We start from the raw sequence: 15,242 nt of genomic DNA, 5'->3' as shown, positions 1-15,242 counted from the left end.
GGTTACCGCCGCAGCTCGAACGTCGTCGTCCCGATCGTGATCGGCGTGCGCTCCGTGACGATCAGGGGAGCGCTCACCTTCTGACCGTTGACGAAGGTGCCGTTCGTGGACTCGAGGTCGGTGAGGAGCCAGCCGTCGGCGCGCAGGTCGAGCCGGGCGTGGTTGGTCGAGGTGTAGTCGTCGCGGATCACGACGTTGGACTCGCTGGAGCGGCCGATCGTGATCGGCCCGCCGCCGAGCGGCATCTCCATGCCCTCACGCGCACCCTCGGTGATCACGAGGCGCACCGCTGCCGGCGAGGGCGACTGCGTCGCCGCCGTGGGTTGCCCGATGAGGTCGGTGAACGCACCACCCGAGGCCGCTGCCGGCGCCGCCGCTGCGGGGATCGTCGGGGTCGTCGGGCCGGAGGGAGCCGACTTGGAATCCGTGGGGATCGTGCGCACGCGCTGGCCGAAGAGATCACTGCGCAGGGCGAAGACGATCACGAAGACGAACAGCCAGAGCACCGCGAGGAACGCGAAGCGCAGGACGAGCAGGGTCAGGCCTGTGGTCATCGAGCACCTCCGTCGTTCTCCGGGATCACCCGGAACACCATACGGGTACGACCGATCTCGATGGTGGAGTCCGGCTCCACGATCGCCTGTTGGAAGTGCTGTCCGTTCAGCTTCGAGCCGTTCGTCGAGCCCAGATCCGTGGCCTGGGCGTGCTTGCCGTCCCACAGGACCTCGACGTGCTTCCGGCTCGTCCCGGTGTCCGCGATGGTGATGTCGGCGTCGCTGCCGCGGCCGATCACGGTGCGCCCGCGCTGCAGGCGGTGGCGCTGCGAGCCGATGTCGAGCACGGCGATCCAGGCCACGTCGCGCTGCACCGTGGTGGAGTCGATCTGCAGGATGCCGGTCGACAGGGTGCCGTCCTGCTGCAGCCGGATGGTGACCGGTCCGGAGAACGAGTAGTTCTGCGCGACGGCGTGCTGGTGGGCCATCTGCGTGAGTTCGTCGATGAGCGGACGACCGACGTCGTTCATGCGCGTGAAGTCCGGCGGTGCGAGGCGCACGGTGAACTCGTTCGGCACCAGGATGCGCTCTCGCGACACCACGGCGGCCTTCGTGTCGAGCTCGCGGCGCAGGGCGCTGGAGATCTCGACCGGCTGCACACCGGAGCGGAAGGTCTTCGCGAACGCGCCGTTCACGGCGCGCTCCAGCCCTCGCTCGAAGTTGTCCAGCAGGCCCATGTGTCTCCAGAGTCGTCGGTCGTCAACCACTGCATGGTAGTGGTTGGCGCAGGGGGCAGTCTGTGCGTGGTAGTGTTTTGGGGCTGGCGCGAGTGGCGGAATTGGTAGACGCGCACGGTTCAGGTCCGTGTGCTGGAAACGGCGTGGGGGTTCAAGTCCCCCCTCGCGCACCAGGCGAAACAGCGAAAGGCCCCGGAGGAATCCGGGGCCTTTCGTGTTCCCCCAGGTCCTACCGGGGCGGCCGTCGCCGGTGGGCGGATCAGGTCCGATCGGCGTCCGTCGCGTGGTCGGGATCCGGCCAGGAGGCACGGCTCGACCCCGACACGCCGGGTCCGGAGAACCCGTGGTCGGTTCTTCCCGCACCGCTCGGTGCGAAGAACGGGCGCGCGCTGGGCAGGAAGAGGAGGACCGCGGCGACGACCGACAGCGCGATCGTCAGGAGTCCGAGCTCGCCGCTCGTGAGGCTGAGCACCGCACGGGCCGCGGCGACGACGACCAGCACGATGCGTGCCACCCGCGACCCGGCGGCCGTGCGGACGACCGCCCACCCGACGAGTCCCCAGACCACGATGGCGACGAGCACCGTCAGGACCGTGCCGAGGGCGTTGCCGCCCGTGCCCGCCACGAACTGCAGGACGGTCGCCACCAGGCAGACCGCGACCCAGACGAGCCAGAGCACGAACGACACGGTGACCACCTGCGGTCGGTCCGGGCGACGGGTGAACGGTGTCCTGGTCATGGCTGCACGGTACCGGGCGGGCAGGTCGTACGAGCAGCCGCCCCGCTAGCGTGACCAGGTGACCGATGATCGTGCAGCAGCCCCTCGTCCCGGTGTCGACGTCCCCGATGCCCGTGGGCGGACCGGACTCGACGCCGTCGGCCGTGACCTCGACCGCAACCCCGACGTCGTCGTGCGGGACGTCGAGGTCGTGTCGGACGGCTGGCACGTGCTCCGTCGCACCACGCTCGACGTCCGGCGCCGGGACGGCCGGTGGGACCGGCAGCAGCGGGAGACCTACGACCGCGGGAACGGCGCCACCGTGCTGCCGTACGACGCCGAGCGCCGCACGGTCCTGCTCACGCGGCAGTTCCGGTGGCCGGCGTACGTGAACGGGCACCCGGACGGCATGCTCATCGAGGCGGCGGCGGGGCTGCTCGACGAGGACGACCCCGAGACCGCCGTCCGCCGCGAGGCCGCCGAGGAGCTCGGCATCCGGCTGGGTGAGCTGGTGCGCGTCGGCGACGTCTTCATGAGCCCCGGTTCGGTCACCGAACGTGTCCACTTCTACGTCGGTGCGTACACACCGGCGGACCGGGTCGAGGCGGGCGGCGGGGTCGAGGACGAGGGCGAGGACATCGAGGTGCTCGAGCTGGCACTCGACGAGGCCCTCGCGATGGTCGAGGACGGCCGGATCGCCGACGGCAAGACGATCATGCTGCTGCAGTGGGTGGCACTGCGGTCAGTGGCACCGCGGCGGGTGTCACCCCGACAGGGCTGAGCCGTCCAGGCCCACCGCTCGGGCGATCGTCGTGCGGACCAGGCCCTCGCGGGTCGGGCGGTCGAGGTAGTCGACCAGGGCGTACCCGTTGGTGGCGTCGACGAGCGCGAAGAGCAGGCGTCCCACGCCGTCCGGGTCGTCGGTCCGCAGCACGCCCGCGCGCACCCCGTCGACGACGACCGTGGTCGCGAGGAGCTGCCAGTCGTCCATGACGTCTCGTGCCGCGGTCGCCAGCGCCGCGTTCGTGCGGCCGATGCTCCACGCGTCGGCCCACAGGGTGGCGACGTCGTCGCGCGCGGGATCGGCCATGCAGCCGAGCAGGGTGCGGAGGCCGGAGACGGGGTCGGGCGCAGCGCCGACGATCGCGCGGACCTCGGCGACCTCGGCTGTCGCGACTGTGCGGAACGTCTCGCCGACCAGGTCCTCCATGCTCGGGCGGTAGTGGGCGACGAGCGACGGCGCGACCCCGATCACGGCGGCGACCCCGCGGAGCGTCACCGCCGCGAGGCCCTCGGCGCGCGCCAGGTCGACGGCGGCCGCCGCGATCTGGGATCCGCGTTCGGCCGGGCTGAGGCGCCGGCGGGCCGGTGTCGACGGCATCGTCCCACCGTATCCGCGGGTCACGCGCCTTCGACGACGAACGCCGCCCACAGGTCGGCACGGGTCGCGAAGACGGAGAGGTCGCGGTCCAGGAGTCGGCCGGCGTGCTCGACCCGGGAGCGTGCGGTGTGGCGGTGGATGCCGAGCACCTGGGCGGCGCGGTCGTACTCGCAGTTCTGCTCGAGCCAGGCGCGGACGGTGCGGGTGAGCTCGGTGCCCGCCGACCGGTCGTGTTCGAGCAGGGGAGCGAGGAACGCGCGGGCGACGGCGCCGGCGTCGACGTCCACGTGGGCCAGGTGTGCGAGGACGCCCTCCCGGGCGAGGTCGCCGAACTCGGTGGTGCCCGGTCGTCCTTCGCGCCGACGGTCCAGGGCCTGCACGGCCTCGGTGCGAGCGCGGCCGAACGACCGGTACGCGGCACCGTCCGACAGGCCGGCCCGCAGGTCGAAGCGCCCGACCAGTTCCTCGACGATCGCGGTGCCGTCGGCGCTCACGCACAGGAAGAGGGCGTCGTCGACGGCGAAGAAGAGCTGTCCGGGCCGGTCCTGCACCCACAGTTCGAGCAGGTCGACGACGGTGTCGAGGTCGTGGTCGTCGACGTCGAGGGCCGCGATCCGGACGGGTTCGGCGGGCAGGGGGCCCCACACCTCGCGCGACGTCGACTGGACCACCTCCGGATCGCCGACCGAGAGCATGGTGAGCAGGCCGGTGCGCAGGAGCCCGCGAGCCCGGGCCAGCTCACGGTTCTGCTGCAGCGCGAGTCCGGCGAGGGCGATGACGGACGTCACCACCTCACGACCGGCGCGGTCGAGCGCACCGCCGTTCGCGATCGCGAGCACGCCGCTCAGGTGGCCTCCGCTGCCGAGGGTCTGCAGCGTGAACCCGGTGTGGTGCTCGGTCGTCACCGGCAGGCTCGCCCGCTGTCCCGCGCGCAGCAGGCGCAGCGCCTCGGTCCGGAGCAGCTCGAGGTCCTGCGCGGGCACGCCGTCCGTCGGGTGCCCGCGGTCGAGCCGTCCCGACACGTCGAAGAGCCCGACCCAGCCGTCGAGCTGCCCGGAGAGCTCGGCGATCGTGGCCCCGAGCCCGTCCGGGCGCATCGCTGCGAGCGAGATCGCCCGCTGTGCGGCGAGGGCCCAGGCGTTCCGGGCGTTCGCGTCACGGGCGACCGCTTCGGCGTTCGCCTGCGCGACCGCGATGAACGAGGTCTCGTAGGGCACCTCGAACAAGGGGAGTCCGTACTGCGAACAGGCGGCGACGAGGGCGTCCGGGGTGCCGGCGCGGACGACCTCGGTGCCGAACCCGAGTGCGACGACGCCCCGCTCGACGAGTCGGCGGACGTAGGGGCCGGCGATGTCCTCCGGGACCTCGGCCTCGGCGCCGAACTGGGTGCCCGTGGTCAGCAGTCCCTGCCCGTCGGCCAGGAACGGCGTCGGGTCCTCGAGGTCGGAGCTGTGCAGCCACGACAGCGGGGTGTCGAGGGCGCCCGTGTCCGCGTCGGTCAGCGGGCGGAGGCGGAGGTCGGCACGGTGCAACAGGGAACGCAGCGTCGCGGGCATGGGAGCACCTTATCCACCGGGGCGATCGGACCGGTGCTCGATGTACACGGTGGACAGCCACCGTGGTCACCGCAGGCTCCTACCATCGCCGCATGTCCTCCACCGCAGCACCCTCGATCAGTGCGCCCACCGGCGGCCCCTCGCTGCCCCAGGAACGACGGCTCGTCACGGCCGTCCCCGGCCCCCGGTCACGCGAGCTCATGGCGCGGAAGGCCGGAGCCGTCGCGGCCGGGGTCGGGGTCGCCGTGCCGATCGCCGTCGTCGCAGCCGGTGGCGGGGTCGTCGTGGACGCGGACGACAACTCGTTCGTCGACCTGGGGTCCGGGATCGCCGTGACCAGCGTCGGCAACGCGCACCCCGCCGTCGTCGCCGCGGTCACCGAGCAGGTCGCTGCCTTCACCCACACGTGCTTCACCATCGCCGCCTACGACGGGTACGTCGCGGTCGCCGAGGCACTCAACCGGCTGACCCCCGGTGACCACGAGAAGCGCACGGCGCTGTTCAACTCCGGCGCCGAGGCCGTCGAGAACGCCGTGAAGATCGCGCGCAAGCACACCGGTCGGCAGGCCGTCGTGGTGTTCGACCACGCGTACCACGGCCGCACGAACCTCACGATGGCGCTCACCGCGAAGAACCAGCCCTACAAGGACGGCTTCGGCCCGTTCGCGCCCGAGGTCTACCGGGTGCCGATGTCGTACCCGTTCCACGACGGGCTCTCCGGGCCCGAGGCGGCGAAGCGCGCGATCAGCCAGATCGAGAAGCAGGTCGGCGCGGCGAACACCGCGGCGCTGCTCATCGAGCCGATCCAGGGGGAGGGCGGCTTCGTCGTCCCCGCGCCCGGGTTCCTCGCCGCCCTGTCCGAGTGGACCACGGCGAACGGCGTCGTGCTCATCGCCGACGAGGTGCAGACCGGCTTCGCACGCACCGGGTCGATGTTCGCGAGCGAGCACGAGGGGATCGTGCCGGACGTCGTCACGACCGCGAAGGGCATGGCCGGCGGTCTGCCCCTGTCCGCCGTGACCGGGCGCGCCGAGATCATGGACTCCGCGCACGTCGGCGGGCTCGGCGGCACCTACGGCGGCAACCCGATCGCCTGTGCCGCCGCCCTCGCCGCGATCGACGCGTTCGAGCACGACGGGCTGATCGACCGAGCCCGCGAGATCGGGGACGTGCTGCTCGGACGACTCCGTGCCGCGCAGACGACCGACCCGCGGATCGGTGACGTCCGCGGACGCGGCGCGATGGTCGCGATGGAACTCGTGGATCCCGCCACCGGAGAACCGGACGCCGCACTGACCGGGAAGGTGGTGCGGTCCGCGTTCGAGCACGGCGTCATCGCGCTGACCGCCGGCACGTACGGCAACGTCGTCCGGTTCCTGCCCCCACTGTCGATCGACGACGCCCTGCTCCACGAGGGACTCGACGTCGTCCTGGAAGGACTCGCAACAGCATGACCACCGGCACCACCACCGCCCCTGCGGCCGACCGCACCGACGCCGAACGCGAGCTGCTCGCTCGCGTCCCCACGGGCCTCCTGGTCGACGGCGCATGGCAGCCGTCGGCCGACGGCCGGACCTTCGCCGTCGTCGACCCCGCCACCGGCGAGAGGCTGCTCGACATCGCCGACGCAACCCCCGAGGACGGTGTCCGAGCCCTCGACGCCGCGGAAGCAGCCAAGTCGGGCTGGGCGAGCACACCGCCGCGGCACCGCGCCGAGCTGCTCCGTCGCGCGTTCGACCTGCTGCAGGAACGGCGCGAGGAGTTCGCGCTGCTCATGACGCTCGAGATGGGCAAGCCGCTCGCCGAGGCCCGCGGCGAGGTCGCGTACGGCGGGGAGTTCCTGCGCTGGTTCTCGGAGGAAGCGGTCCGGATCGGCGGCTCGTACGGCACCAACCCGGAGGGCACCGGCCGTGCCACCGTCTCGCACAAGCCCGTCGGCCCCGCGTTCCTCATCACGCCGTGGAACTTCCCGCTGGCGATGGCGACCCGGAAGATCGCACCGGCGCTCGCCGCCGGGTGCACCGTCGTCGTGAAGCCAGCCGAGCTCACGCCACTCACGACCCTGCTGTTCGTCGACCTGCTGCGCGAGGTCGGTCTGCCCGCCGGGGTGGTCAACGTGGTGCAGACCACGCGGGCGGCCGACGTCTCCGCGCCGGTGATCGCCGACCCCCGGCTCCGGAAGCTGTCGTTCACGGGCTCGACGCCGGTCGGACGCACGCTGCTCGCCCAGGCGGCGCAGAACGTGCTCCGGACGAGCATGGAGCTCGGCGGCAACGCCCCGTTCCTGGTGTTCGCCGACGCCGACCTCGACCTGGCCGTGGAGGGCGCGCTCGCCGCCAAGTTCCGCAACACCGGGCAGGCCTGCACCGCCGCGAACCGGTTCCTGGTGCACGAGGACGTCGTCGACGAGTTCACGCGCCGGGTCACCGAACGTGTCGAGGCCATGCGCGTCGGACGCGGCACCGAGGACGGCGTCGCCATCGGACCGCTCATCGACGACCGCGCCGTCGACAAGGCGCACCGCCTGGTCACCGACGCGCTCGACCGCGGGGCGACGCTCCGCACCGGCGGACACCCGGTCGACGGCCCCGGCACCTTCTACGCGCCCACGGTCCTGACCGACGTGCAGTCCGGCAGCGACCTGCTCCGCGACGAGATCTTCGGACCCGTCCTGGCGATCCGGACCTTCCGGACCGAGGACGAGGCCGTGGCCGCCGCCAACGACACCGAGTACGGTCTGGTCGGCTACGCGTTCACCGAGGACCCGGCCCGCGGCCAGCGCCTGATGGAGCGGCTCGAGACCGGCATGCTCGGACTCAACACCGGGGTCGTCTCGAACGCGTCGGCCCCGTTCGGCGGGGTGAAGCAGTCCGGCCTCGGCCGCGAGGGCGGCGGCGAGGGCATCGCCGAGTACCTCGAGACCATGTACACGCTGACCCCGGACCCGTTCCGGAGCACCACCACCGAAGGAGCAGCACGATGATCGAGAGCGACGTCGTCGTCATCGGAGCCGGTGTCACCGGCCTGACCGCCGCGAACCGCCTGCGCGCCGCGGGACTGACCGTCACGGTGCTCGAGGCGCGCGACCGCGTGGGGGGCCGCACCTGGACGAACGACATCGAGGGGGTCACCCTCGAGATCGGTGGCCAGTGGGTCTCGCCCGACCAGACCGCACTGCTCGAGACCCTCGACGAACTCGGACTCGACACGTACGACCGGTACCGCGAGGGCTCCAGCGTCTACGTCGACGCCGAGGGCACCCGCACCGAGTACACCGGCGACATCTTCCCGCTGCCCGAGGCGACGGCGAACGAGATCGAGCGACTCGTGACGGTCGTCGACGAGTACGTCGCAGCGGTCGACCCCGCGCGTCCGTGGGAGTCCCCGCACGCGGCGGCACTCGACGAGGTCTCCTTCCGCGCCTGGCTCCACACGCTGAGCGACGACCGCGTCGCCACCGACAACGTCGAACTGTTCATCGCGGGCGCCATGCTCACGAAGCCGGCACACGCGTTCTCGGCACTGCAGGCCCTGCTGATGGCTGCCTCTGCCGGGAGCTTCACGAACCTGGTCGACGCCGACTTCATCCTGGACAAGCGCGTCGTCGGCGGCATGCAGCAGGTGTCCGAACGCCTCGCGGAGCGCCTCGGTGACGCCGTGCACCTGAACGCGCCGGTGCGCACCCTGCGCTGGACCGACGACGGGGTCGTCGCGTTCACCGACGGCGGCCTCGAGGTCCACGCTCGGCAGGCGCTCGTCGCCGTGCCGCCGCCCCTGTACTCGCGGATCTCGTACGAACCCCCGCTGCCCCGTCGCCAGCACCAGCTGCACCAGCACCTGTCGATGGGCTTCGTCATCAAGGTGCACGCCGTCTACGACCGGCCGTTCTGGCGCGGCGCCGGGCTCTCCGGCACCGCGTTCAGCCCGTACGAGGTCGTGCACGAGGCGTACGACAACACCGAGCACGGCTCGGAGCAGGGCACGCTCGTCGGGTTCGTCTCCGACCAGCACGCCGACGACCTGTTCGCGCTGTCGGCCGAGGAACGGAAGGCCCGCGTGCTCGCGTCACTCGCCCACTACTACGGTGACGAGGCCCGGCGCCCGGTCGTGTACTACGAGAGCGACTGGGGCACCGAGGAGTGGACCCGCGGCGCCTACGCGGCGAGCTTCGACCTGGGCGGGCTCGTCCGCTACGGCGCCGACCAGCGTGCAGCCGTCGGTCCGATCCGGTTCGCGTCGAGCGACCTGGCCGGGCAGGGGTACCAGCACGTCGACGGTGCGGTGCGGATCGGGCGCGAGGTCGCGGCAGAGATCCTGGCCGTGGTCCCGCAACCGGCGGTTCGGTAGTCCCACACCGACGAGGGACGGGAGGCGCGGTGCGAGCCAGCACGGTGCCTCCCGTCCGCCGTCGCGTCCAGACCGCACCATCGCTTGCGTGACCCCGCACGTCGCGGTCCACGGGCGGACCGGCCGTGCCAGCCGGGCCTACGTTGCGGATCATGCACCGTCGCATCTACCTGATCGCGCTGTCCACCGTCGGGCTGCTCGTGAGTCTCCTCGTCGCGCCCGCCACGGCGTCCGCCGACGGCACGTCCATCGTGCCGACACACCTCCCGTACCCGTCCACCGGAACCACAGCCATCGGCACCGGCATCGACGGCACGAACCAGAACGCTCAACTCACCGAGACGCTCCCGGCCGCCGTCGCCCGCAGCTGGCGCAACGCTCCTCCGACCTGCCCGCAGAGCAACGGGATGACCGCATCGACCATCAGCGTCACCAAGACCTTCACGATCGTGGACGAGACCGGGTACCAGTGTTCCTACGTCTCGGCGTACCTGACCACGACCGGAGCGTTGCAGTGGCGCAAGCGCTACCACCTCGCCTTCTCGGCGACCGTCACCGACGGCAAGGTGTTCGTGCTGCACGACCTCCCCGACACCGGGGGATCGCGGGTGGACGCCCTGTCGGCGCGGACCGGCGGGGTGCTCTGGTCGGCGCAGCAGGGCATCTCGGCGGACCAACGCGAGAGCGTCGGTTCCGGGCTGGTCGCCCGCTCATCGAGCGTGCTGTCGGCCGCTACCGGGAAGCCGGCGTTCGACCTCGGGATGCGGTTCGGTGAACACGGCCAGACGCTGATCTCCGGCGGGCGGCTGTACCTGGCCGGCGATGGAGGCGTGCAGGCGTTCGACACGAGGGGGAAGCAGGTGTGGGCGACGAGGTACCCGGCCGGTGGCTACGGGTACTCCGCGAACGTCAACGGGTCGATGCCGTCGCTCCACGAGGGGCTCTTGTACACACCGGGCACGGTCACCACGGTGTTCGGAGCGAAGACAGGCCGGATCGTCCGGACCCTGCCGCCGTCGGCGACCTCGTGGGCCTTCGACGGGAGGGTCGGGTTCGCGACCACGACCGGTACGGCGGCCGTCCCCGCCACGGGCGGCGCGTCCGGCACCCCGGCAGTGCCCGCGACCCTGCGGGCATTCGACCTGACGTCCGGGAAGGTGCTCTGGACGCGCGCACTGCCCCTCGTCGGCGGATCAGGTCAGGCGCCCTCGGAAGCCAGCGCCGCGCCGGTCGTCGCGAACGGGATCGTGTGGCTCGCCCACACGGCGGACTCGGGCAGCCCCACAGGGATCCTCGCCGTCGACGAGCGGACCGGAGCCGTGCGCAACTCGATCGTCGACGCCTGCTCCGCAGGCGGTGGCACCGGCAACCTCGTCGTGGCGCAGCACCGTCTGTTCGTGTCGACAGGGTGCGGTGTCCAGTCGTACGTCCCCAGCCGGTGACGCGTACCGTCCCGGCCATGAGCGACACGACGGCGAACGGATCCAGCGACCCCAGCGAGGCCGAAGCGCAGTACACCGAGGACCTGCCGGACGGGTCACCCACGGGCGACGCGACGAAGGACCCCGCGCAGGACAGTGACACGGACTCCGGCGGCGAGCCCGCCGACCCGCAGCAGTAGCGGCGACCCGAGATCGGACAGGAGGCCCGTGGCGAGACCGCCCCGGGCCTCCTGTCCGTGGTCCCGTCAGTCCAGGGCGACGAGCCGCTCGGCGGCGGAGCGCGCCGCCACGGCCCACGGCCGCGACGGATCGGCCTGGGCGCTCGCCATGGCACCGTCGTAGAGGACGCACAGCTGGAGCGCTGACCAGTCCACGTCCGCAACACCTGCTTCGGTGAGCAGCGTTCGGAAGAGGCCGCGCACCCAGTCACGGTGTTCGAGGGTGATCGCGTGCGTCGGGCGGTCGTCCCCGTACTCCGCCTCGGCGTTGATGAACGGGCAGCCGCGGTACCCGGGCTCGTCGAACCACTCGCCGAGCATGTCGAACACCGCTGCGATCCGCCCTCTGGCGGATGACGCGCGCCCTGGGAGTTCGGCGGAGACGTGCTCCTGCCAGGCACGACTCCGCCCCTGCAGGTACCCGACGACCAGGTCGTCCTTGGTCCGGAAGTGCGTGTAGAGGCTGGCCTTCGAGATGTCGGCCTCGGCTGCGACCTGGTCGACGCCCACCGCACGGATGCCCCGTTCGTAGAACAGTCGGTCCGCCGTCGCGACGGCACGTTCGTACGCGGGACGGCGACGGGTCCTCGGTGCGGGCTGCTCGGACATGACGTTGACTTTACCGCACCGATCTGTACAGTTACCAGCATCAAACCGAACTGATCTGTTCAGATAGGATCTCCACAATGCCCAAGACCGCCCTCATCACCGGCGCCACCAGCGGCATCGGCCGCGCCACTGCCGAACTCCTCGCCGCCCGCGGGATGCACATCATCGTCTCCGGCCGCAGCACCGATCGCGGTGAATCCGTCGTCCAGGGCATCCGCAGCGCAGGCGGGACCGCCGACTTCGTCGCGGCGGAGCTCCGCGACGAGACGAGCGCGAAGGACCTGGCCGCCCGAGCGCTCGAACTCGGCGGCGGCCACGTCGACGTGCTGGTGAACAGCGCCGGTGTCTTCCCCTTCGGACCGACTGCGGAGACCAGCACGGACGGTTTCGACGAGGTGTTCGACATCAACGTGAAGGCGCCGTACTTCCTCGTCGCCGCACTCGCACCCGCCATGGCCGAACGGGGCGAGGGAGCGATCGTGAACGTCACCACGATGGTCGCGGAGTTCGGCACCGCGGGGATGGGCCTCTACGGGGCGAGCAAGGCCGCGCTCGTCCTGCTGACCAAGTCGTGGGCCGCCGAGTTCGGGCCGGCCGGGGTCCGTGTGAACGCGGTCAGCCCCGGCCCGACCCGCACCGAGGGGACCGCGGCGATGGGCGAGAGCCTCGACGCGCTCGCCGCCGGTGGCCCCGCTGGACGACCGGGGACCGCGAACGAGATCGCCGAGGCGATCGTCTTCCTGGCGTCGGACGCCGCGTCGTTCGTGCACGGCGCGGTTCTGCCGGTCGACGGCGGGCGGATCGCGGTCTGAGACCGCACCACCAGACGGACGGGAGGCCCGTGGCGGATCCGCCACGGGCCTCCCGTCCGTCGTGGAGCCGAGTCGAGAGCGTCCGTCAGCCGATGCGGATCAGCTTCTTGTTGACGAACTCGTCGGCCCCCAGGGGGCCGAGCTCGCGGCCGAAGCCGCTCGCCTTGACGCCGCCGAACGGCAGTTCGGGGCTGTCCGCGCCGACGATGTTGACGTAGACCATGCCGGCCTCGAGCCGATCCGCGACGCGGAGTGCCTGGTCGGAGTCGGTCGTGAACAGGTACGAGCCGAGGCCGTACGGGGTGTCGTTGGCGAGTGCGACGGCGGCGTCCTCGTCGGCGACCCGGTACACGGCGGCGACGGGGCCGAAGAACTCCTCGCGGTAGGCGTCGTTGTCCGGCGTGACGTCGGTCAGGATCGTCGGCACGAAGGCGTTGCCCTGGCGGTCACCACCGGTGACGACGGTCGCACCCTGCGCGACGGCGGACGCGAGCTGCTCCTGCAGCCGGTCCGCGGCGGTCGGGGACGACAACGGGCCGAGCTCGGCACCGGGCACGGACGGGTCCGTCGGCGAAACCGCCGACATGGCCGTCGTGAACTTCGCCAGGAAGTCGTCGTACAGGCCGTCCACGACCAGGAAGCGCTTCGGGGCGTTGCAGACCTGTCCGTTGCCCTCGAGGCGAGTGGTGACCGCCGACTCGACGACCGAGTCGAGGTCGTCGGTGGACAGCACGATGAAGGGGTCCGACCCACCGAGCTCGAGCACGACCTTCGTGAGGTTCCGGCCGGCGATCTCGGCGACGGCGGCACCGGCGCGGGCGGACCCGGTCAGCGAGACGCCCTGCACGCGCGGGTCGGCGATGACGTCTGCGGCCTGGTCGTTCGTCGCGAAGACGTTCGTGTACGCGCCCTCGGGGAACCCGGCGTCGTGGAAGATCCGCTCGATCGCCAGGGCCGACTCGGGACACTGCGGTGCGTGCTTGAGCAGGACCGTGTTGCCGATGAGCAGGTTCGGGCCGGCGAACCGGGCGATCTGGTAGGCGGGGAAGTTCCACGGCATGATGCCGAGCAGGACGCCGATCGACGACTTCCGGATGAAGGCGCTGCCCTCGGAGCCGTCGGCCAGTGTGATCGGCTGGTCGGCGAGGAACTCCTCGGCGTGGTCGGCGTAGTAGTCGTAGATGTCGGCGCAGAAGTCCACCTCGCCCTCGGCCTGGTCGATCGGCTTCGCCATCTCGCGCACGATCGTGGCGGCGAGGTCGGCGTGGCGCTCCCGGTACAGGTCCGCGACGCGGTGGAGCAGGGCCGCGCGGTCGGCGACGGTGCTGGTGCGGCCCCACTCGCCGTGGGTCTGGTGGGCGGTGGTGACGGCGGCGCGCAGCTCGTCGTCGGTGATGGTCGGGAACGTCTCGAGGGTCGTGCCCGTGGTGGGGTCGGTGACGGCGTACATGGCGTCCTCTCGTGGTGGGTCAGGCCTGGTCGGTCAGCTGCTTGTTGACGCCGGTGACCGGCTGGTTCTCGTCGAAGCTCTTCGGCAGCACCCGGAAGCCCTTCGTGATGACGAGCAGGTAGGCGAAGCCGATCGCGGCCCACACTCCTCCAGCGATCAGTGCGTCGGCGTGGAGCTGCGACCAGAGCACACCCGTCAGGACCATCGCGAGCCCGGGCAGGACGATGTACTTCCACCGGTCACCCGCGGTGTGGCGGCGGCCCTGCCGGACGGCGAAGTGCACGATGACGCTCGCGTTGACGAAGGTGAAGGCGACGAGGGCGCCGAAGTTGATGTACGACGAGATGGTGTCGAGCGAGAAGCTCATCGCGAGCAGCGTGACCGCGCCGACGAAGACCACGTTGAACACCGGGGTGTGCGTGCGCGGGTTGACGTAGCCGAACACCCGCTTCGGCAGGACGTTGTTCCGACCCATCACCATGAGCATGCGGGCGACGCTCGCGTGCGACGCGAGCCCCGACGCCAGCGCGGCGACGAACCCGGCCGACACCAGGACCGCCTGGAACACCGGGCCACCGACGAGCAGGCCGATCTGGGGCAGCGGGTCGTCGGTGAACTCGCCGAACGGGGTGTTCGTCGGGAACCGCAGCTGCGCGAAGTACGCGGACACCAGGAAGATCGCGCCGCCGAGCAGCACCGTCAGCATGATCGCCTTCGGCATGATCCGGATCGACTTCGCCTCTTCCGTGTACATCGTCACGGCGTCGAAGCCGATGAACGAGAAGCAGACCACCGTCGCACCGGTGAGCAGGGCGGACATCGTCACACCGTCGTGCACGAACGGCTCGGTGCTCGCGATCGTGCCGGCGCCGGCACCGTGGACGAGTTCGATGACGGTGAAGACCACGAACGCGATCATCGCCAGGATCGCGCCGATGAGCAGCACCATGTTGAGGTTCGACGTGCCACGCATCGACAGGCAGATCACCGTCGTCACGAACACCGTGTAGACGACGACCGTCACCCACGACGGCAGTGCCGGGAACACCTGCTCCAGGTAGAGCCGGATGATCAGGGCGTTCACCATCGGCAGCAGCAGGTAGTCGAGCAGGGACGCCCAGCCGACCATGAACCCGAGGTTCGGGTGCATCGACTCCCGCACGTACGTGTAGGCCGAACCGGCCGCCGGGTAGACCCGGACCATCTTCCCGTAGCTGATCGCCGTCAGGGCCATGATGACCAGCGCGATCAGGTACGCGCTCGGCACGGCGCCGTCGGTCTGCCCGGAGACGATGCCGAAGGTGTCGAACACCACCGTCGGGGTCATGTAGCCGAGGCCCAGGCCGACGATCGCCCAGAGTCCGAGGCTCCGCTTCAGGGAACCGCCGCGCGCAGGTGGTGCCGGAGCTGTCGGTGCGGGGACCGCGGTCGGTGATGCCATGTGCGTTGACTTCCCTGCTGGGTCGGGGGACGGGCAG

Annotated in this window: 15 protein-coding genes and 1 tRNA gene; 8 read left to right on the top strand and 8 right to left on the bottom strand. The window is 71.2% G+C overall.

The window, feature by feature from the left end:
• Positions 1-2: 2 nt before the first annotated feature.
• Both EDF53_RS07140 and EDF53_RS07135 read right to left on the bottom strand, forming a co-directional pair.
• Positions 3-554, bottom strand: a complete 552-nt coding sequence (locus EDF53_RS07140) for an FHA domain-containing protein (RefSeq protein WP_123292930.1) — start codon at positions 552-554, stop codon at positions 3-5.
• Positions 551-1,231 (bottom strand): DUF3662 and FHA domain-containing protein, encoded by a 681-nt coding sequence (locus EDF53_RS07135; RefSeq protein WP_123292929.1) that lies wholly within the window; start codon positions 1,229-1,231, stop codon positions 551-553. The genes EDF53_RS07140 and EDF53_RS07135 overlap by 4 nt, the downstream gene beginning before the upstream one ends.
• Positions 1,232-1,317: 86 nt before the next feature.
• On the opposite strand from EDF53_RS07135, the gene EDF53_RS07130 reads away from it, so the two are divergent.
• Positions 1,318-1,404: transfer RNA gene (locus tag EDF53_RS07130), tRNA-Leu, on the top strand.
• Between the two features lie 86 nt (positions 1,405-1,490).
• Here EDF53_RS07130 and EDF53_RS07125 read toward each other — a convergent pair.
• Positions 1,491-1,970: a hypothetical protein gene (locus EDF53_RS07125; protein ID WP_148058299.1), complete on the bottom strand. Its 480-nt coding sequence runs from the start codon at positions 1,968-1,970 to the stop codon at positions 1,491-1,493.
• A gap of 58 nt (positions 1,971-2,028) precedes the next feature.
• Here EDF53_RS07125 and EDF53_RS07120 point away from each other — a divergent pair, with 58 nt between their 5' ends.
• On the top strand, positions 2,029-2,730 hold the full coding sequence (locus tag EDF53_RS07120; RefSeq protein ID WP_123292927.1) for an NUDIX domain-containing protein: 702 nt from the start codon (positions 2,029-2,031) through the stop codon (positions 2,728-2,730).
• On the opposite strand, the gene EDF53_RS07115 is transcribed toward EDF53_RS07120, so the two are convergent.
• Both EDF53_RS07115 and EDF53_RS07110 read right to left on the bottom strand, forming a co-directional pair.
• A complete protein-coding gene (locus EDF53_RS07115; RefSeq protein ID WP_148058298.1) occupies positions 2,713-3,330 on the bottom strand; it encodes a TetR family transcriptional regulator in 618 nt (205 codons plus the stop codon). The genes EDF53_RS07120 and EDF53_RS07115 overlap by 18 nt on opposite strands.
• Positions 3,331-3,350: 20 nt before the next feature.
• Positions 3,351-4,886, bottom strand: a complete 1,536-nt coding sequence (locus EDF53_RS07110; RefSeq protein ID WP_123292925.1) for a PucR family transcriptional regulator — start codon at positions 4,884-4,886, stop codon at positions 3,351-3,353.
• 92 nt (positions 4,887-4,978) lie between these two features.
• Between EDF53_RS07110 and gabT the strand changes: the two genes are divergently transcribed.
• The 5 genes from gabT (at position 4,979) to EDF53_RS19280 (ending at position 10,854) form a co-directional block, all read left to right on the top strand.
• Positions 4,979-6,340, top strand: coding sequence for a 4-aminobutyrate--2-oxoglutarate transaminase (gabT, locus tag EDF53_RS07105; protein WP_123292924.1), 1,362 nt, complete (start codon positions 4,979-4,981; stop codon positions 6,338-6,340).
• Positions 6,337-7,869, top strand: a complete 1,533-nt coding sequence (locus tag EDF53_RS07100) for an NAD-dependent succinate-semialdehyde dehydrogenase (protein ID WP_123292923.1) — start codon at positions 6,337-6,339, stop codon at positions 7,867-7,869. The genes gabT and EDF53_RS07100 overlap by 4 nt, the downstream gene beginning before the upstream one ends.
• Complete coding sequence (locus tag EDF53_RS07095; protein WP_123292922.1) at positions 7,866-9,233, top strand: NAD(P)/FAD-dependent oxidoreductase; 1,368 nt, start codon at positions 7,866-7,868, stop codon at positions 9,231-9,233. The genes EDF53_RS07100 and EDF53_RS07095 overlap by 4 nt, the downstream gene beginning before the upstream one ends.
• A 152-nt stretch (positions 9,234-9,385) precedes the next feature.
• Complete coding sequence (locus EDF53_RS07090; RefSeq protein ID WP_123292921.1) at positions 9,386-10,675, top strand: PQQ-binding-like beta-propeller repeat protein; 1,290 nt, start codon at positions 9,386-9,388, stop codon at positions 10,673-10,675.
• 17 nt (positions 10,676-10,692) lie between these two features.
• Complete coding sequence (locus EDF53_RS19280; RefSeq protein ID WP_159572952.1) at positions 10,693-10,854, top strand: hypothetical protein; 162 nt, start codon at positions 10,693-10,695, stop codon at positions 10,852-10,854.
• A gap of 66 nt (positions 10,855-10,920) precedes the next feature.
• Here the strand turns inward: EDF53_RS19280 and EDF53_RS07085 are convergent, their stop codons facing one another.
• On the bottom strand, positions 10,921-11,502 hold the full coding sequence (locus EDF53_RS07085; protein ID WP_123292920.1) for a TetR/AcrR family transcriptional regulator: 582 nt from the start codon (positions 11,500-11,502) through the stop codon (positions 10,921-10,923).
• A gap of 77 nt (positions 11,503-11,579) precedes the next feature.
• Here EDF53_RS07085 and EDF53_RS07080 point away from each other — a divergent pair, with 77 nt between their 5' ends.
• Entirely contained in the window at positions 11,580-12,314 is a 735-nt protein-coding gene (locus EDF53_RS07080) for an SDR family NAD(P)-dependent oxidoreductase (protein ID WP_123292919.1), read from the top strand.
• A gap of 85 nt (positions 12,315-12,399) precedes the next feature.
• Here the strand turns inward: EDF53_RS07080 and EDF53_RS07075 are convergent, their stop codons facing one another.
• Both EDF53_RS07075 and EDF53_RS07070 read right to left on the bottom strand, forming a co-directional pair.
• Positions 12,400-13,764 (bottom strand): NAD-dependent succinate-semialdehyde dehydrogenase, encoded by a 1,365-nt coding sequence (locus tag EDF53_RS07075; protein ID WP_123292918.1) that lies wholly within the window; start codon positions 13,762-13,764, stop codon positions 12,400-12,402.
• A 19-nt stretch (positions 13,765-13,783) separates the two neighbouring features.
• The gene (locus tag EDF53_RS07070; RefSeq protein WP_123292917.1) at positions 13,784-15,205 is read right to left on the bottom strand and encodes an APC family permease; all 1,422 of its coding nucleotides are present in this window, start codon (positions 15,203-15,205) and stop codon (positions 13,784-13,786) included.
• Positions 15,206-15,242 lie beyond the last annotated feature (37 nt).

The sequence above is a fragment of the Curtobacterium sp. PhB78 genome (assembly GCF_003751685.1).
GTDB lineage: Bacteria > Actinomycetota > Actinomycetes > Actinomycetales > Microbacteriaceae > Curtobacterium.
The sequence above is the reverse complement of the archived record's forward strand: the minus strand, read 5'-3'. Positions and strand labels throughout refer to the sequence as shown.

Excerpts from the sequence above, each read along its gene's own strand:
- EDF53_RS07140 (WP_123292930.1), bottom strand. The coding sequence starts at position 554 with ATGACCACAGGCCTGACCCTGCTCGTCCTGCGCTTCGCGTTCCTCGCG.
- EDF53_RS07135 (WP_123292929.1), bottom strand. The coding sequence starts at position 1,231 with ATGGGCCTGCTGGACAACTTCGAGCGAGGGCTGGAGCGCGCCGTGAAC.
- EDF53_RS07125 (WP_148058299.1), bottom strand. The coding sequence starts at position 1,970 with ATGACCAGGACACCGTTCACCCGTCGCCCGGACCGACCGCAGGTGGTC.
- EDF53_RS07115 (WP_148058298.1), bottom strand. The coding sequence starts at position 3,330 with ATGCCGTCGACACCGGCCCGCCGGCGCCTCAGCCCGGCCGAACGCGGA.
- EDF53_RS07110 (WP_123292925.1), bottom strand. The coding sequence starts at position 4,886 with ATGCCCGCGACGCTGCGTTCCCTGTTGCACCGTGCCGACCTCCGCCTC.
- gabT (WP_123292924.1), top strand. The coding sequence starts at position 4,979 with ATGTCCTCCACCGCAGCACCCTCGATCAGTGCGCCCACCGGCGGCCCC.
- EDF53_RS07100 (WP_123292923.1), top strand. The coding sequence starts at position 6,337 with ATGACCACCGGCACCACCACCGCCCCTGCGGCCGACCGCACCGACGCC.
- EDF53_RS07095 (WP_123292922.1), top strand. The coding sequence starts at position 7,866 with ATGATCGAGAGCGACGTCGTCGTCATCGGAGCCGGTGTCACCGGCCTG.
- EDF53_RS07090 (WP_123292921.1), top strand. The coding sequence starts at position 9,386 with ATGCACCGTCGCATCTACCTGATCGCGCTGTCCACCGTCGGGCTGCTC.
- EDF53_RS19280 (WP_159572952.1), top strand. The coding sequence starts at position 10,693 with ATGAGCGACACGACGGCGAACGGATCCAGCGACCCCAGCGAGGCCGAA.
- EDF53_RS07085 (WP_123292920.1), bottom strand. The coding sequence starts at position 11,502 with ATGTCCGAGCAGCCCGCACCGAGGACCCGTCGCCGTCCCGCGTACGAA.
- EDF53_RS07080 (WP_123292919.1), top strand. The coding sequence starts at position 11,580 with ATGCCCAAGACCGCCCTCATCACCGGCGCCACCAGCGGCATCGGCCGC.
- EDF53_RS07075 (WP_123292918.1), bottom strand. The coding sequence starts at position 13,764 with ATGTACGCCGTCACCGACCCCACCACGGGCACGACCCTCGAGACGTTC.
- EDF53_RS07070 (WP_123292917.1), bottom strand. The coding sequence starts at position 15,205 with ATGGCATCACCGACCGCGGTCCCCGCACCGACAGCTCCGGCACCACCT.